At 72.5% G+C, this 16,432-nt stretch carries 17 protein-coding genes; 5 read left to right on the top strand and 12 right to left on the bottom strand.

Features of this window, described 5'->3' with window-relative positions; all coding sequences use genetic code 11:
• The first annotated feature begins 23 nt into the window (after window positions 1-23).
• The gene (locus tag AAG827_RS02265) at window positions 24-773 is read left to right on the top strand and encodes a response regulator transcription factor (RefSeq protein WP_341924164.1); all 750 of its coding nucleotides are present in this window, start codon (window positions 24-26) and stop codon (window positions 771-773) included.
• A 24-nt stretch (window positions 774-797) separates the two neighbouring features.
• Window positions 798-2,000, top strand: a complete 1,203-nt coding sequence (locus tag AAG827_RS02260) for a histidine kinase dimerization/phospho-acceptor domain-containing protein (RefSeq protein WP_341924163.1) — start codon at window positions 798-800, stop codon at window positions 1,998-2,000.
• 160 nt (window positions 2,001-2,160) lie between these two features.
• Here the strand turns inward: AAG827_RS02260 and AAG827_RS02255 are convergent, their stop codons facing one another.
• From AAG827_RS02255 to AAG827_RS02225, 7 genes are read right to left on the bottom strand one after another with little or no spacing between them, the layout of a single operon-like run.
• Entirely contained in the window at window positions 2,161-2,778 is a 618-nt protein-coding gene (locus AAG827_RS02255; RefSeq protein WP_341924162.1) for a class I SAM-dependent methyltransferase, read from the bottom strand.
• A complete protein-coding gene (locus AAG827_RS02250) occupies window positions 2,775-2,978 on the bottom strand; it encodes a DUF2892 domain-containing protein (RefSeq protein WP_341924161.1) in 204 nt (67 codons plus the stop codon). The genes AAG827_RS02255 and AAG827_RS02250 overlap by 4 nt, the downstream gene beginning before the upstream one ends.
• Window positions 2,975-3,142: a hypothetical protein gene (locus AAG827_RS02245; RefSeq protein ID WP_341924160.1), complete on the bottom strand. Its 168-nt coding sequence runs from the start codon at window positions 3,140-3,142 to the stop codon at window positions 2,975-2,977. The genes AAG827_RS02250 and AAG827_RS02245 overlap by 4 nt, the downstream gene beginning before the upstream one ends.
• Before the next feature lie 47 nt (window positions 3,143-3,189).
• Window positions 3,190-5,367, bottom strand: a complete 2,178-nt coding sequence (locus tag AAG827_RS02240; RefSeq protein ID WP_341924159.1) for an MMPL family transporter — start codon at window positions 5,365-5,367, stop codon at window positions 3,190-3,192.
• Between the two features lie 38 nt (window positions 5,368-5,405).
• Window positions 5,406-6,233, bottom strand: a complete 828-nt coding sequence (locus tag AAG827_RS02235) for a sulfite exporter TauE/SafE family protein (protein ID WP_341924158.1) — start codon at window positions 6,231-6,233, stop codon at window positions 5,406-5,408.
• Window positions 6,230-7,609 (bottom strand): MBL fold metallo-hydrolase, encoded by a 1,380-nt coding sequence (locus AAG827_RS02230; protein WP_341924157.1) that lies wholly within the window; start codon window positions 7,607-7,609, stop codon window positions 6,230-6,232. Before AAG827_RS02230 ends, AAG827_RS02235 begins: the two co-directional genes overlap by 4 nt.
• Window positions 7,606-7,932, bottom strand: a complete 327-nt coding sequence (locus tag AAG827_RS02225; protein WP_341924156.1) for a rhodanese-like domain-containing protein — start codon at window positions 7,930-7,932, stop codon at window positions 7,606-7,608. The genes AAG827_RS02230 and AAG827_RS02225 overlap by 4 nt, the downstream gene beginning before the upstream one ends.
• 134 nt (window positions 7,933-8,066) lie before the next feature.
• Between AAG827_RS02225 and AAG827_RS02220 the strand changes: the two genes are divergently transcribed.
• Window positions 8,067-8,468 carry a DUF302 domain-containing protein gene (locus AAG827_RS02220; protein WP_341924155.1) on the top strand — a complete coding sequence of 134 codons (402 nt, stop codon included), beginning with the start codon at window positions 8,067-8,069 and terminating at the stop codon, window positions 8,466-8,468.
• The gene (locus tag AAG827_RS02215) at window positions 8,468-8,731 is read left to right on the top strand and encodes a metal-sensitive transcriptional regulator (RefSeq protein ID WP_341924154.1); all 264 of its coding nucleotides are present in this window, start codon (window positions 8,468-8,470) and stop codon (window positions 8,729-8,731) included. Before AAG827_RS02220 ends, AAG827_RS02215 begins: the two co-directional genes overlap by 1 nt.
• Here AAG827_RS02215 and AAG827_RS02210 read toward each other — a convergent pair.
• Together AAG827_RS02210 and AAG827_RS02205 are read right to left on the bottom strand one after the other, a co-directional pair.
• Window positions 8,694-9,695 carry a YeeE/YedE thiosulfate transporter family protein gene (locus tag AAG827_RS02210; protein WP_341924153.1) on the bottom strand — a complete coding sequence of 334 codons (1,002 nt, stop codon included), beginning with the start codon at window positions 9,693-9,695 and terminating at the stop codon, window positions 8,694-8,696. The genes AAG827_RS02215 and AAG827_RS02210 overlap by 38 nt on opposite strands.
• Entirely contained in the window at window positions 9,692-10,939 is a 1,248-nt protein-coding gene (locus tag AAG827_RS02205) for an alpha/beta fold hydrolase (RefSeq protein ID WP_341924152.1), read from the bottom strand. The genes AAG827_RS02210 and AAG827_RS02205 overlap by 4 nt, the downstream gene beginning before the upstream one ends.
• 37 nt (window positions 10,940-10,976) lie before the next feature.
• On the opposite strand from AAG827_RS02205, the gene rlmC reads away from it, so the two are divergent.
• The gene (gene rlmC, locus AAG827_RS02200; RefSeq protein WP_341924151.1) at window positions 10,977-12,098 is read left to right on the top strand and encodes a 23S rRNA (uracil(747)-C(5))-methyltransferase RlmC; all 1,122 of its coding nucleotides are present in this window, start codon (window positions 10,977-10,979) and stop codon (window positions 12,096-12,098) included.
• Here rlmC and AAG827_RS02195 read toward each other — a convergent pair.
• The 3 genes from AAG827_RS02195 to AAG827_RS02185 all read right to left on the bottom strand — a co-directional run.
• Entirely contained in the window at window positions 12,095-13,531 is a 1,437-nt protein-coding gene (locus AAG827_RS02195; RefSeq protein ID WP_341924150.1) for an MFS transporter, read from the bottom strand. The genes rlmC and AAG827_RS02195 overlap by 4 nt on opposite strands.
• A gap of 57 nt (window positions 13,532-13,588) precedes the next feature.
• A complete protein-coding gene (locus AAG827_RS02190; protein WP_341924149.1) occupies window positions 13,589-15,061 on the bottom strand; it encodes an MFS transporter in 1,473 nt (490 codons plus the stop codon).
• A partial coding sequence (locus AAG827_RS02185; protein WP_341924148.1) for an EF-Tu/IF-2/RF-3 family GTPase occupies window positions 14,959-16,432 on the bottom strand: 1,474 nt, incomplete at its 5' end. The genes AAG827_RS02190 and AAG827_RS02185, both read right to left, overlap by 103 nt.

Raw genomic sequence — 16,432 nt, 5'->3', positions numbered from 1 at the left:
AGGTCGGCCCTAGGCTTCCCGAGGTGACCACCGTGCTGATCGTGGAAGACGACGTCGACATCGCTCTCACGCTCCAGCGGATGCTCGAGCGACAGGGCTACGACGTCACCTGGGCCGACACGGGGCAGAAGGGCCTCGACGCGATCCGCGACAACCCCCACGTGGTGCTGCTGGACCTGGGTCTGCCCGACATGGACGGTCTCGACGTGTGCCAGCAGGCCCGCGACGACGGGTACGACGGCGGCATCATGATCCTCACCGCCCGCTCCGACGAGCTCGACCGGGTGGTCGGGCTGGACTACGGGGCCGACGACTACCTCCCCAAGCCCTTCCCGATCGCGGAGATGCAGGCGCGGGTCCGCGCGCTGGCCCGGCGTGCCGAGCGGATGCGCGGTGTTGCCGACGACACCCTCGCCCCGGTCTCCGAGCCGGCCGAGGCCCAGCCGGCCGCACCGGTCGAGGCCCCGGACGTCTCCGGCTCGCTGCGGGTCAACACCGCCGCCCGACGTGTCTTCGTCGGCCCCCAGGAGCTGACGCTGACGACGAAGGAGTTCGACGTGGTCGCACTCCTCGACGCCGACCGCGGCGCCGTGGTCACGCGCGAGCGGCTGATGTCGGAGGTGTGGGACGAGAACTGGTTCGGCTCGACCAAGACCCTCGACGTGACCATGGGCCGGCTCCGCGCCAAGCTCGACGAGGCCGGCTCCACCGTCGAAGTCGTCACCGTCCGCGGCGTCGGCTTCCGGCTCGAGGACGGCACCGCCGGTGCCTAGCGTCCCGCCCCCAGGTGGGTCGCCGTGCGCCTGCGGCTGACTCTCGCCTTCGGTCTCCTCGCCACGCTGCTGGTCGCCGCGTTCGTGGCCTTCCGCGTCGTCAGCATCACCGACCTCTCCGAGGACCAGGTCGGGCGCGAGGTGCAGCGCGAGGCCCTGGTGCTCGCCACGCTGCTGGGGCAGGGGCTCGAGCCCGGCGCCGACGCCCCGTCGCCGGAGGGGCTCGCCCCCTTCGCGCAGCCCGACCGGCAGGTCGTGGTCACCGTGGGGGACCGTGACACCTCACGGGCCGAAGGGCACCAGTGGGAGACCGCGGCTGCGGACGACGCGGTCTCCGCATCCGCCACGATGGGCGAGGTGACCGTCGTCGTCAGTGCCCCCAGGACCGAGGTCGACGAGGCCGTCTCCGCCGCCTTGCCCTCACTGCTGGCACTGGGCCTGGCGTTGATCACCTTCGCGGTGCTGGCAGGGGCCTTGGTGGCCCTCCGCCTGGCCCAGCCCTTCGTCGAGCTCGCAGGTGCAGCCAACGCCCTGGCCCGCGGCCGGTTCGACCTCCGGTTGCCGCGCAGTCGGATCGCCGAGGCCCGGGCCATCGCCGTCGCGTTGGAGGGTGGTGCCGAGCAGCTGCGCGACTCGTTGCGCCGCGAGCGCGACCTGGTCCTGCGCGCCTCGCACGAGCTGCGCACTCCGCTGACCAGCCTGAGCCTCGCCCTGCACGACCTGACCGACCGCGACGACGCCCCCGCGGACCTGGTCGCTGCCGCCGAGCTGGCCTCGCGGCAGGTCGAGAGCCTCGACCGTGCCGTCGGTGCCGTGCTCGAGGAGACCCGGCGCCACCCGGTCGTGGCGGCGGCGCAGCTTCCGTTGTCCCTGGTCGTGCCGGCGCTGGCCCAGCGCTGGGCCAACACGCTGTCGCTGGCTGACGTCGCCCTCCAGGTGGAGCTGCTCGGCGACGCCGGTGTCGAGGTCACGCCCGGCCCGCTGGAGCAGATCCTCGAGGAGATGCTGCTCGAGGTCCTCTCGCGCCAGGGCAGCCGGGTCGGTCTGGTCGTCGACGGCTCCGACCGCCACGTGCGGGTCACGGTCACGGTCGAGAACGCGGTGGCCCGCACGCACGAGACAGGTCCGCTCGAGCGGGCCGGGACTGTCGTCGACGCCGTCGGCGGCCGGATGAGCGGCGACCTCGCCGCCCCGAGGGGTCTCGTGCTGGTGCTCCCGCGACGCTAGGAGCCCGACGCGCCGGCGTCGACACCTCCGCGGTCCCCCGAGCCGCAGTGGTGTCGACGCTTGTGGCAGGGGTCCAGGGACCGGTGCCTCTGTTACCTCAACGCCTCGGACGACTCGCGGTCACGTCCGCCAAGGCAAAGTCTGGTGGCGGCGGGAGGGGTCAGGCGCCGAGCCGCATGACGACCCACGTGAACTGCTGGTCGGCGCCACCGGGAGTGCGGTGCACCCGCGTCTGCGCACCGGTGACGGTGAAGGCCGGCGCGAAGAGCGCGCCGAGCCCGGCCGCGGAGTGGCGGGCCGTCGGCAGGCCCGAGCAGGCCGTGGGGCCGTCGGGGCCGAAGGCGGCCAGGACCATCAGGCCGCCGGGGGAGACAGCGCTGGCGGCCAGGTCGACGTACGACGCCTGGTCGGCCGGGTCGGTGAGGAAGTGGAACACGGCCCGGTCGTGCCAGGCGTCGAAGGTGCGCGACGGCTCCCAGGCGAGCAGGTCGCTGACGACGTAGCCCACCCGCTGCTCGCCGGTCCCGAGTCGCTCCCGGGTGAGGGCCAGGGCCTCGTGGGAGATGTCGAGCAGGGTGACGTCGGTCCGGCCGTCGGCGAGGAGCTCGTCGACGAGCGTGCCCGCACCGGCGCCGACGTCGATCACCGAGCCCGGCTGCTCGCGCAGCAGCGAGACCGAGTGCGCGTGGTTGGCCTCGAACCACGAGACCTCGTCGGCGGACCGGGTGGCGAAGACGGTGTCCCAGTGCCGGGCGTCGCCGCCACCGCGGTCCGTCACCGGAACGCGCAGCCGCTGCTGAGGCCGAGGCGTCGGAAGACGACCGCGGCGGGGCAGAAGCCGGTGATGCTCGACTGCAGCAGGTTGAGCCCGACGAAGGCGGTCAGCAGCAACCACCAGGGTGAGACCAGGCTGGCCAGCACGGCGCTGAGCAGGGTCATGGTGCCGGCGAGGAGGAGGACGGCGCGGTCGAGATTCATGCCCTGCCTCCGAAGAAGCGGCTGAGGAAGCCGGAGCCTTCCTCGCGCGGGTGGCCGGCGCAGCGGTCGGCGCGCGGGACCCGGGCCAGGACCTGGTCGACGTGCTGGCCGCAGCCGGACCAGGTGGTCTTGCCGCACTTCTTGCAGGTGACTGCTCGACACATGGTGGTGCTCCGATCTGTTCGGGTGAGGTGACAGTAGGTGGGTGAGGTCAGCCGTGGGAGAAGGTGATGGTGGGCAGCACCTTGCGCAGCCAGGCGGGGGACCACCAGGCGGCCCTGCCGGTGAGGCGCAGCATGACGGGCAGCAGCACCAGCCGGACCAGGAAGGCGTCGAGCAGGACGGCGACGCCGAGCACGATGCCCATCTCCTTGGGCGGCAGCGGGCCGGAGAGCGCAAAGGTGAAGAACACCGCGACCATGACGGCGCCGGCCGCGAAGATGACGCGTCCGGAGTGGGCCAGTGAGCCGACCATCGCGTCCTTGGGGTCGCCGGAGTGCTCGTAGTGCTCCTTGGCCGAGGCCAGCAGGAACACCGTGTAGTCCATGGCGATCGCGAAGATCATCGCGAAGAAGAACACCGGTGCCCACGCGTCGAGGAAGCCCTGGCTCTCGAAGCCGAAGAAGTCGGAGCCGTAGCCCTCCTGGAAGACCAGGCGGGCGACCCCGAAGGCGGCGGCGGTCGAGAGCAGGCTGGCAAGCGTGCCGAGCAGCGAGATCAGCGGAGCCTGCAGTGCGACGAGCAGCAGCAGGAAGCCGAGCACCAGCACGACCCCGATCACCAACGGTGTGGAGTCGTCGAGCTGGGTCTTGAGGTCGAGGTTCTCCACCGCGGCCCCACCGACGAGCGCGCTCGAGGGCAGGTCGGCGCGCAGCCGGTCGACGGTGTCGCCGAGGGCCGGGTCGGACGGGTCGACGGTCGGGACGGCCTGGATGAGGACCAGCCCGCTGTCGTCAGCCGCCGGCATCCCGGGCATGGCGCCGGCGATGCCGGAGTCGGAGGAGAGCACGGCGCTCGCGGCGTCGGCGTCGGACGCCTTCATCACGATCTGGAGCGTGCCGGGCGCACCCTCACCGAAGGACTCCTGGACCAGGTCGTAGCCGATCCGGGCGCTGGCGTCCTCGGGCAGGACCTTGATCGAGGGCATGGCGGTCTTGAGGCCGATGATCGGCGCAGCCAGGGCGAGCAGGACGATGAGCGAGCCCAGGCCCCAGACGACGGGGCGCTTCCAGAGCCGCTCGCCCCACGCGGCGAATTTCGGGGAGCGGTGCTCCCCGGTCTTGACCCAGGGCAGCGACAGCTTGTTGATCTTGTGGTCGAGCTTGAAGAGCACGAGCGGCAGCAGGGTGAGCGTGGCAGCCAGGACGAAGACGACCGACAGCATGATCCCGCCGGCCATCGAGCGGAAGGACGGCGACGGCACCAGCATCACGGCCGACAGCGAGATCAGCACGGTGGCACCGGAGAGCAGCACGGCCTTGCCGGCGGTGTCCATGGTCTCGGCCACGGCCTGGCGGGCTGAGTTGCCCGAGCCCATCCGGGAGGCGCGGTAGCGGACGACGAGGAACAGCGCGTAGTCGATGCCGAGCGCGAGGGCGAACATCATCGCGAAGTTCATCGCCCAGATGGAGACGGGGACGAGCTCGTTGATGAGCACCAGCGAGCCGGCCGAGGCGACCAGTCCCGCGAGGGTCAGGATCAGGGGGAGGCCGGCGGCGACGAGGGCGCCGAAGGCGAGCACCAGGATCGCCATGGTGACGGGCCAGGAGACCATCTCGGACTTCAGCATCGCCTCGAGGTTGGCCTCGTTGAAGTCCGACCAGAGCAGCGAGGAGCCGGTCGGGTTGACCTGGATGCCCTCCACGGACAGGTCCTGAAGCTCACCCTTGAGGTCGGTGGCGACGCGCACCATCTCGTTGGTGTCGGCCCCGGCGCCCGCCAGGATGATCGCGGTGCTGCCGTCCTGGCTGATGGTCGCGCCGGGCATCGGCTGGATGACGTCCGCGATGCGGGGCTCGGCCTCGAGCATCCGGGTCACCTGGGCGAGGACCTCGGCGCCGGGTCCCTCGGTCACGGGGCCGTCGGTGGAGTGCACGACGACCTGGATGGCCGAGGAGGCGTTGCCGCCGAAGCTCTCCTGGGCCAGCTCGCGCGCGGCGACGGACTCCGAGCCGTCGGCCTGCCAGCCCGCGCCGGACAGGTTGTGCTCGACCTGCGGCGCGAAGGCGCCCAGGCCGACGATCAGCAGCACCCACACGCCGGTGACGAGCTTGGCGTGGTTGGTCACCCAGACGCCGAGGCGTCCGAGGGGGCCGGGCACGAAGCCCGGGGTGAAGTCCGGCGTCGAGCCGGTCGGTCCGCTGGAGCGGCTGGCTGTGGTGGTGCTCATCTGGATGTCCGTTCGGTGAGGGTGAGGGGTGAGCGGGGTCAGGAGAGGGCGGGCAGGGCCTGGCTGGCGGTGTAGCCGGCGACGGTGAGGACCAGGACGGTGAACGCGCCGGACAGGCGTCGGGTGTCGGCGCGGTCGGCGATGCGGGCGCCGGCCACCGCGGCCAGCGCCGAGGCGAGCGTCAGGACCAGCACGACGCCCCAGTCGGGCGCCGAGCCGACGCCGGCGCGGGTCGCGAGAGCGGCGGCGCTGGTGATCGTGATGACCACGAGCGACGTGCCGGCGGCGTACGGCAGGGGGAGGGCGATGGCGACGAGGAGCGCGGGCACGACGAGGAACCCGCCGCCGACGCCCAGGAAGCCGGTGAGCAGGCCGACCGCCGTGGCGGTGACCAGGACCTTGAGGGCCCGCGGGCAGGCGCAGGCGAAGGTCGGGCTGAAGGAGATGATCGGGTCGTCCAGCGTCGGGCGCGCGACATGCGTCGGCCCGGCGGCGGCGTTGCCGTGACGCAGCAGTCGCCAGGCCATGAGGGCGCCGACCAGCAGCATGAGGGCGGCGAACGCGGCGAGCAGGACGTCCTCGTCGACGTGGGCGGACGCCTTGGCGCCCAGGACGGCACCGCCGATCGCGACGATCCCGAAGGCGACGCCCCGCGCGAGCAGCACGTTGCCCGACCGCCGGGCGGCGATCGCGCCGATCAGCGCGGTCGTGCCGACGACGACCAAGGAGCCGGTCGTCGCCTGGGCGGGGGACTGGTCCAGCAGGTAGACCAGCACCGGGACCGCCAGGATCGAGCCGCCGCCACCGAGCGCGCCCAGGCTGAGCCCGATGAGCGCGCCGGCGACGACCGCGAGGACGAGGGTCACGCCGCCGGCCTCACGAGGTGCAGGCCGACGGTCTCGGCGTTGTCGAAGGTGTCGTCGATCGCGACCAGCGAGCGGCCGTGCGCGTCGAGCATGGACGCGGCGACCGACGCACGGTAGCCACCGGCGCAGTGGACCCAGACCTCGCCCGACGGCACCTCGTCGACCCGGCTCCACAGCTCGTGGAGCGGGATGTTGACGGCGCCCTGGATGGCGGCCTCCTCGTGCTCCTCGGTGCGGCGGACGTCGAGGACCACGACCGGCCGGTGGTGGCGGACCTGGGCGAGGTCGGCGAAGGTGGCGGTGGCGAAGCTCGCCACGTCGTGCCCCGGGGCCGTCCAGTCGGCCGGCGTGCCGGTCGCGTGGGCGGCAGGTCGGTCGATGCCGATGCGGACGAGCTCGCGCTGCGCCTCGGCGACGTGCTCGGCCGTCTCGCCGAGCAGGGTCAGGGGGGTGCCCCAGGGGATCAGCCAGCCGACGTACGTCGCGAAGCCGCCGTCGAGCCCGAAGTTGAGCGTGCCGGGGGCGTGGCCGGCCGCGAAGGCCGTGCGGTTGCGCAGGTCGACGACCCACTCCCCGGCCTCGATGCGACGGCGCAGCTCCACGGCGTCGGCCAGGGCCGGCGTGCTCAGGTCGGGCGCGGAGGGCCCGGCGGCGTTGGCGGGAGCCATGTGCGCGTAGTAGGCCGGCCAGGCGCCGAGCCCGGCGAGCAGCTCACGGACGTAGGCCTCCTCGTCCTGGGTCAGCACCGGGTTGGTGTCCCGCTCCTGACCGATCGTCGAGGAGGTCGCGTCGGACTGGGTCGCCGAGCAGAACGAGCCGAAGCCGTGCGTCGGGAACACCTCGGCCGAGTCGGGCAGGAGGTCGGCCAACCGGTGCGCCGAGGCGTGCTGGTGGCGCACCAGGGCGTCGGTGTGGTCGGGGCCGAGCAGGTCGGGACGCCCGGTGGCGCCGAAGAGCAGGGAGCCGCCGGAGAAGACACCCACGTCGGTGCCGTTCGCCGTGTCGCGCAGGGCGTAGGACAGGTGGGTGAACGTGTGGCCGGGCGTCGCGAGGGCCGTGACCCGCATCCGCGTGCCGACTTCGAGCACGTCGCCGTCGTCGACGGGAGTGCGGTCGAAGGAGACCTCGTCGGCACCGTTGACGACGTACGCCGCGCTGGTGGCGGCGGCCAGGGCGAAGCCGCCGGTCACGTAGTCGTTGTGGATGTGGGTCTCGAGGACGTGGGTGAGGCGGACACCATGCTCGTCCAGGAGCGCCAGCACCCGGTCGATGTCGCGCTGGGGATCGACGACGAAGGCGACCTCGCCGTCGTGCACGAGGTAGCTGCGGTCGCCGAGGGTCGGGGTCTCGATCGGGACGATGCTCAGCGCGCTCATCGGCCGGCTCCCGTCGAGACGCCGGTCTCGACCGGACGACCCGATCGGATCCAGGCGCCGGTGCCGCCGAGCACGTTGACGGCGTCGAAGCCCTGGGCGACCAGGAGGTCGACCATCGCGGCGCTGCGGTTGCCCGACGCGCAGATGAGGAGCACGGGGGCGTTGCGGTCGAGCTCGGTCGCCCGGCGGGTGAGGTGTCCCATGGGGATGTTGACGGCGCCCGGGACGTGGCCTGCGGCGTACTCGCCGGTCTCGCGCACGTCGACGACGCACGCACCTGTCTCCAGGGCCGAGGCGACCTGGTCGATGTCCATCTCACGCATCTGTCGGTGTCCTTCCTGGCCGCTGCGGGCCGGGTGTTCGGGGAACCCCTAGGGGGGTTATGTCGTTGACGTTAGCAGAACCCCCTGGGGGGTTGTACAGTTGAGGACACGAAACCCCGACGAAAGGCACGGAGATGGCGGACTACACGCTCTCGATCACCACGGAGCGCCCCTATGAGGAGACGGTGACTGCCGTGCGCGAGCAGCTCGCGGAGGCAGGCTTCGGCGTGCTGACCGAGATCGACCTGCGCGCCACGCTCAAGGCCAAGCTGGACGTCGACGTCCCGCCCCAGGTCATCCTGGGTGCCTGCCGGCCGCAGCTGGCGCACCAGGCGCTCCAGGCGGAGCCGTCGATCGCGGCCCTGCTGCCCTGCAACGTCGTGGTCCGCTCGGTGGGGGAGACGACGACCGTCGTCGAGGCCTTCGACCCGGCCATGATGACGTCCTTCGTCGAGGCGCCCAGCGACGCGCTGCGTGCCGTCTCCGAGGACGCCCGGACCCGCCTCCTCGTGGCCCTGGCAGCGGTGGGTGCCTGATGGAGCTCGAGCCCACCGACATCAAGCCGATCATCACCCGGATGAAGCGCGCCAACGGTCACCTGGCCAGCGTGATCCGGATGATGGAGGAGGGCTCCTCCTGCGAGGACGTCCTGACCCAGCTGGCCGCCGTCAACAAGGCACTCTCGCGCGCCGGTTACGCGATCGTCGCCACCGGCCTGCAGACCTGCCTGGAGGAGGGCGACGGCATCGACTCCGTCGACGTCAAGAAGATGGAGAAGCTGTTCCTGGCGCTGGCGTGAGCTCCAGTCGACGGGAGACCGCCGCGGCCACGGCGACGCCGACGACCATGGCCGCCACCACGACGTAGGACGACACGTTGAGCTGGGCTACCCCCGACAGGCCGTGCCCCAGGTTGCAGCCCCCGGCGATCCACCCACCCGCTCCGAGGAGCACGCCGCCGGCCGCGAGCTGGAAGTAGCGCACCCGCTGCTCCCCGCGCACGTGGAAGCGACCGCCGGAGCGGGGGTCGCCCGTGGTCGATCCCAGGGTGCCGCCGGCGACGATGCCGAGCAGGAACGCGACGAGCCACCAGCGCGGGCTCCCGTCGGCCAGGCTGGCCACGGCACCGACCGAGCTCGGGCCGTACGACGAGCCGCCGAGCGTCGCGAGCGCCCAGGCCAGCGTCAGGGCCGCGCCCAGGCCCAGGCCGATCCGCTGCCAGCCCCACGCCCCGGCCGGCCGGTCGTCGCGGTGCGGTCGGCGCAGCAGCACGAACGCGACGACCAGCAGCACGGCGGCGGCCACCAGCAGGCGCGGCAGCCCGAGGATCCCGGGCAGGGTCGCCTCCTCGCCGCCGGACAGCAGCGTGGGGCCGGGGATCGTCAGGTCGCGTGCGGCCAGCTCTCCCACCGCCCAGCCGCCGAGGCCCACGAGCGCGCCGAGCATCCCGGACCCGAGCTTGTAGAACAGGCCGGAGACGCACGACCGTGCCACCACCATGCCGATCCCGATCAGCAGGCCGCCGCCGATGTTGGCGACCGGTCGGAACGCCAGGCCCCGGTTGAGGTCGTCGGTCCCCGGCACCAGGAGGAGCACGGCCAGCCCGACCGCCCCGATCGCCACACCCAGCGCCCAGCCGCGCGCGAGCAGGAAGCGACGGTCCAGCGAGTCGCGGATCGCCGAGTGGAAGCACAGCTGCCCGCGCTGGAGCACGAAGCCGATGGCGACGCCCGCCAGGGCGCCGGTGAGGAGGGCGGCGATCACGAGGCCGGCGCTCCCGCGTCTGCGAGCGCGGTGGTGATGCGGACCTCGTGGGTCAGGGTGCGGTGGACCGGGCACTTGTCGGCGATGGCGAGCAGTGCCGTGCGCTGCTCCTCGGTCAGGGCCGGGTCGAGCTCGATCTCGCGGTGCAGGTGGTCGAGCTGGCCGGTCTCGGTCTCGCACTCCTCGCAGTCGCGGGCGTGGATGCGCTCGTGGGTCAGCGTGACCGTGGTGGCGCCGTAGTCCCAGCCCTTGCGCCGGGCATACATCCGCATCGTCATCGACGTGCAGGCGCCCAGGGCCGAGAGCAGCGTGTCGTAGGGGTTGGGGCCCGAGTCCTCCCCGCCCACCGAGGCCGGCTCGTCGAGGCGCCAGTGGTGCCGCCCGGCGTGCACGTCGTGGGCGAAGCCGTCGGGGGAGACCTCGCTGACGCGGACGCCGACCTCGGGGCTGCTCGGAGACCCCGCCTCGGCCTCGGCCTCGGGCTCGACCTCAGCCTCGGCCTCGGGGAGGTAGCGCGACGCCCAGGCGGCGATCACGGTCGCCGCATAGTCGGAGTCGGCGCGACGGCTCAGCAGGTGGTCGGCGCCGTCGAGCGCGACGAAGGACTTGGGGTGCCGCGCGGCGTCGAAGATCCGGCGCGCCTCGTCGACCCCGACGACCTCGTCGAGGGGGGCGTGCAGGATCAGCAGCGGACGCCGGAGCGAGGCGATCCGCTCCTGCTGCGGCTGGTCGGCCAGGTCGTCGGCCAGGTCGCGACCGACGTGGAGCGTGCGGCCCCCGATCGCCACCTCGAGGTGCCCGTCGTCGGCGTCGGTCGCAGGCTCCAGGAGGTGCTCGACGTGGCTCGGGCTCGACGGTGCGCCGACGACCGCCACCGCCTTCACGCCTGGCAGGCGCTCGGCGGCGGCGAGGACCGCCGCGCCGCCCAGCGAGTGCCCGACGAGCAGGTCCGGCCCGCCGTGGTGCTCGCCGAGGCAGGCGGCCGCGGCCTCGAGGTCGGCGAGGTTGCTGGTGAAGCTGGTCTCCGCGAAGTCACCCTCGGAAGCACCGAGGCCGGTGAAGTCGAAGCGCAGCACCGCGATGCCGCGCTCGGCCAGCGCGCTGGAGATCCGGGCCGCCGCGTGCGACTCCCGGCTGCAGGTGAAGCAGTGGGCGAAGAGCGCGGTCGCCCGCACCTCGCCCGCGGGCAGGTCGATGGTGCCGTGGAGGGTGTCGCCGGAGGCGCCGGGGAACGTGACGTCCATGCGGCCAACGTAGTCGCCCGACCGTAGCCTTGCCCCCGTGCAGTGCTCCTACTTCGACGCCGGCCGGTGCCGCTCGTGCAGCCAGCTCGACACGGCGTACGACGTGCAGGTGCGCGCCAAGGAGGACGAGTGCCGCGCGCGGCTGTCGTCCCTGGGCGAGCAGGCCGACGGGCTGACCTGGCTGCCGACCGTCACGAGCCCCGAGGCGGGCTTCCGCAACAAGGCCAAGATGGTCGTCGCCGGCACGACAGCCCAGCCCACGCTGGGGATCCTCGACCCGCTCGGCTCGGGCGTCGACCTGCGCGCGTGCCCGCTCTACTCGCCGGCGGTGCACAGGTTGCTGCCGCTGCTCGCCGACTTCGTGGGCACGGCCGGCCTGACGCCGTACGACGTGGCGACGCGACGCGGCGAGCTCAAGCACCTGCTGGTCACGGAGTCGCCGGACGGGGAGTTCCTGGTGCGCTTCGTGCTGCGGACCTCGGAGTCGGTGCTGCGGATCCGCAAGCACCTGCCCGGTCTGCTGGCGGCGGCGCCGGAGGTCGCGGTGGTGTCGGTCAACCTGCAGCCCGAGCACAAGGCGGTGCTCGAGGGGGAGCACGAGGAGGTGCTGACCGAGCGGTCGACGCTGCCGATGCGGGTCAACGACCTCGTCCTCCACCTGCCGCCGCGCAGCTTCTTCCAGACCAACACGGCGCTGGCGGCCGCGCTCTACCGCCAGGCCGCTGCCTGGGCGTCCGACCTGGGGCCTGCGTCGGTGCTCGACCTCTACTGCGGCGTCGGCGGCTTCGCGCTCCACCTCGCGGCGCCCGGGCGGCACGTGGTCGGTGTCGAGGCGAGCGCCGAGGCCGTGGCCGGTGCCGCGTCGACGGCGCGGGAGGCGAGGCTGGCTGCCGACTTCGTCGCCGGCGACGCGACCGCCTGGCCGGTCGACGCCGACCTGGTCGTGGTCAACCCGCCGCGGCGCGGGCTCGGTCCCGAGCTGGCCGGGCGCCTCGAGGCCTCGTCGGCGCGGGCGGTCGTCTACTCCAGCTGCAACGCCGCGTCCCTGGCCGTCGACCTGGCCGCGATGCCGTCGTGGCGGCCGGTGGAGGCGCGGCTGCTCGACATGTTCCCCCACACGCGGCACTACGAGGTCGTCACGCTGCTGCGGCGCGACTAGGCCTCCTTGCGCACCTGCTTCGGGATCAGCAGCGTGAGGACGACCCCGACGAGCGCGGCGCCGGTGCCGATCAGGAAGCAGGCGCGGAACGCACCCTCGGAGGGCAGCGGGAAGCCGGCGAAGTCGGTGGTCGAGGCGGCGAGCACGCCGGCCATGACGGCCGCGGACGTCGTCGTGCCGATCGAGCGCATCAGCGCGTTGAAGCCCACGGCAGCGCCGGCCTCGGAGAGCGGGACCGAGCTCATGATCAGCGCGGGCATCGCGGCATAGCCGATGCCGACGCCGGCCGAGCTGATGCAGGTGACGACCAGCAGCTGCCAGGAGGCATCCATGAAGAACACGCCGACGAGGTAGCCCAGGCCGAGCACCGTCGCGCCGATGGCCAGGGTGATGCGCGCCCCGAAGGCGGTCATCAGGCGGCTCGAGACCGGGGCGAAGGCCATCATCACCAGGCCGCCGGGTGCCATCCAGAGCCCGGCGGCGAGGAGCGTCTGGCCGAGGCCGTAGCCGGTCTCCTCGGGCAGCTGCAGCAGCTGCGGCACGACGATGGCCTGGGCCAACATCCCGAAGCCGATGGCGATGGCGGCGAGGTTGGTCAGCAGCACCGGGCGGCGGGCCGTGACGCGCAGGTCGGCCAGCGGTGCGGGGTGGCGCAGCTCGTAGAGCCCCCACGCGACGAGCACGACCGCGCCGGTCACCAGGCACAGCCACGGGCGGGCGGTGCCCCAGCCCCAGTCGCCGCCCTTGGTGATGCCGACGAGCGTGATCACGAGACCGGCGGCGAGGCCGAGCGCGCCGACGACGTCGAGACGACCGCCCTTGACGGACGGCACGTGGGGCACGACCACGGCGACCGCGATCGCCACGAGGGCGGCGAGCACGCCGGAGAGCCAGAAGAGGACGTGCCAGTCGAAGGCGTCGGCGACGTACGCCGCCAGCGGCAGGCCGATGGCGCCGCCGACCCCGAGGGTGCCGCTCATCGCCGCGATCGCGGTGCCGGTCTGGGCGGGCCTGGTGATCTCGCGCAGCAGGCTGATGCCGACCGGGATGAACCCCATCGACAGGCCCTGGAGGGTGCGCCCGGCGAGCATCGGCAGGAGCGTGTCGGAGAGCGCGCAGATCACGGAGCCGAGCACCAGGACCATCGAGCTGACCAGCAGCACCCGCTGCTTGCCGAAGAGGTCACCCAGGCTGCCGGCGATCGGCATCGCCACCGCGCCACCGAGCAGTGTCGAGGTCACGACCCACGAGGCGTTGGCCGAGGTCGTGTCGAGCAGCACGGGCAGGCTGCCCTGGAGCGGGATGACCAGCGTCTGCGTCAGGGACGCGATCAGGCCGCCGAAGCAGAGCACGACGATCGACACGCCCGCGCGGTGCGAGCGGTCCGGCTCGTCGGGTGGCGAGGTCTGCGCGGACGTGGAAAGCGTGGTCACCGGGTGATCCTAGGCGGATAGTTGCCGATGGCAACTGTTTCTAGCGTGGGATGTTCGTCACTCCGCGGCGTGGCCGCCCGCTGCGGCCTCGCGCCGACCGACCCCGTAGGCGACCGCAGCGGCGACGACCGACGTCGACGACAGGATCAGCAGGCTGGCCCGGAAGCCGGCAGCACCGCCGCCGAAGACGCCCATCAGCGTCACGCTCAGTGACGCGCCGGCCGCGAAGCCGAGGTAGCGCAGCACCTGGTTGAAGGCGAGTGCGCTGCCGGTCTCGGAGCGAGGGACGTGGGGGACCATCAGCACCGCGAGCGAGGAGAAGGTCAGCCCGCTGCCGAGACCGCCGATGCCCATGCAGGCCGCCGCCTGCCAGAGGTGGTCGTGCTCGAAGGCCAGGGTCGCGGAGGCGCCGAAGAACAGCAGGCACCCGACCGGGAGCAGCGCCGCCGTCCCGAGGCGCGCGGCGACGACGCGGGCGAGCCGGCTGCCGAGGATGCTCGCGAGGGAGTAGGGCACCAGCATCAGCCCGGCCACGGTGACGGGCTGGTCGAGCCCCCAGCCGCCGTCGCTCTGGACGAGGACGACGACGAGGGTCAGCAGGCCGTACATCCCGATCCCGGCCATCAGCGCGGTCAGGTTGGGCACGAACAGTCCGGGCCGCACGGCCAGGCGCAGGTCGACGAGCGGGTGCGGGCTGCGCAGCGTCCACGCCACCCAGGTGGCCAGCAGCAGGAAGCCGGCGGTGCCGAGACCCCCGGTGAGCAGCGACAGCCAGCCCCACGTGGCGCCGCGGGTGACGGCGAGCAGGACGCCGACCATCCCGGCCGAGAGCAGGAGTGCTCCGAGCCAGTCGACGCGGGCGGGCGGCTGGCCGTCGCTGGCCGGCACGAAGCGCCAGGCCATCGCGAGGGTGGCCGCGGTGAGCACGGCACCCAGGCCGTACGCCGCCGGCAGGCCGCCGACCTCGGCGACCAGCGCCGTCACGGGATAGCCCAGCCCCGCGCCTGCGACGGTGCTCACCGACAGCAGCGCGATGGCCGACGACCGTCGCTCCCGTCGTACGACGTCGCGCGCGACGGCCAGCGCGAGCGGCACGAGCGCGAGCCCGACGCCCTGCAGGGACCGCCCGGTGACAAGGGCGGCGAAACCCCACGGCACGGCCGCGAGGACGGAGCCGGCGAGGACCAGGGACAGCCCGGCCAGGATGACCGGACGCCGCAGCCGGCCGCTGCCCAGACGACCCAGGATCGGCGTGGTGACCGCGCCGGCGAGCATCGTGGCGCTGAGCGCCCACTGGGCGTCGGTGACCGCGAGGTCGTAGTGCCGCGCGATCGCCGGGACGATGGGTGCGCCGAGACTGCTGACCACCGCCGTGACGGTGGTCAGCAGGACCAACGTGAGGAGCTGGAGACGCCCCTGCGTGAGGACTACTTGCTGCCCTTGCGGGCGCGCGAGGCGATCTTGGCGCGCTCGTTGGCGTCGAGGATCACCTTGCGGATGCGGACCGAGTCGGGCGTGACCTCGACGCACTCGTCCTCGCGGCAGAACTCCAGGCTCTGCTCGAGGGACAGCTTCTTGGCCGGGATCAGCTTCTCGAAGTTGTCGGAGGTGGCGGACCGGATGTTGGTCTGCTGCTTCTCCTTGGTGATGTTGACGTCCATGTCGTCGGAGCGGGAGTTCTCGCCGACGATCATGCCCTCGTAGACCTCGGTGGTGGGCTCGAGGAACATCACGCCGCGCTCCTGGAGCGAGGTCATGGCGTAGGCGGTGGCGGCACCCTTGCGGTCGGCGACGAGCGAGCCGTTGTTGCGCGAGCGGATCTCGCCGGCCCACGGCTCGTACTTCTCGAAGATGTGGTGCGCGATGCCGGTGCCGCGGGTGTCGGTGAGGAACTCGGTGCGGAAGCCGATCAGGCCGCGCGCGGGCACGAGGAACTCCATGCGCACCCAGCCGGTGCCGTGGTTGGTCATCGACTCCATGCGGCCCTTGCGGGTGGCGAGGAGCTCGGTGATCGTGCCTAGGTATTCCTCGGGGGCGTCGATCGTCAGGCGCTCGACGGGCTCGTGGACCTTGCCGTCGACGTCCTTGGTGACCACCTGCGGCTTGCCGACGGTGAGCTCGTAGCCCTCGCGACGCATCTGCTCGACGAGGATCGCCAGCGCCAGCTCGCCACGGCCCTGGACCTCCCAGGCGTCGGGACGCTCGGTCGGGAGGATCTTGAGCGAGACGTTGCCGATGAGCTCCTGGTCGAGGCGGTCCTTGACCAGACGGGCCGTGACCTTGCCGCCCTTGGTGCGACCCACCAGCGGCGAGGTGTTGGTGCCGATGGTCATGGAGATGGCCGGCTCGTCGACGTGGATGAGCGGCAGCGCGATCGGGTTCTCCGGGTCGGCCAGCGTCTCGCCGATGGTGATCTCCGGGATGCCGGCGATGGCGACGATGTCGCCGGGGCCGGCCTCGGGGCCGGGCTTGCGCTCGAGGCCCTCGGTGACGAGGAGCTCGGTGATCTTGACGGTCTTGACGTCACCGTTGCGGCGCATCCAGGCGACGTTCTGGCCCTTCTTGAGGTGACCCTCGTGGATGCGGACCAGCGCGAGGCGACCGAGGAACGGCGAGGCGTCGAGGTTGGTGACGTGGGCCTGGAGCGGCGCGCCCTCGGTGTACTTCGGGGCAGGGATCGTGTCGATGATCGTCTTGAAGAGCGGCTCGAGGTCCTTGGCGTCGGGCAGCGTGCCGTTGGCAGGCTGCTCGATGGCGGCGATGCCGGCCTTGCCGGAGGCGTAGACGACCGGGAAGTCGAGCGCGTCCTGGCTGTGCGACTCGTCGAGCAGGTCCATGAAGAGCTCGTAGGTCTCGTCCACGACCTCCTCGATGCGCGCGTCGGGCCGGTCGACCTTGTTG

It is taken from the genome of Nocardioides psychrotolerans, assembly GCF_943371775.1.
Classification (GTDB): domain Bacteria; phylum Actinomycetota; class Actinomycetes; order Propionibacteriales; family Nocardioidaceae; genus Nocardioides; species Nocardioides psychrotolerans_A.
This window is presented reverse-complemented; position numbering and strand designations above follow the sequence as displayed.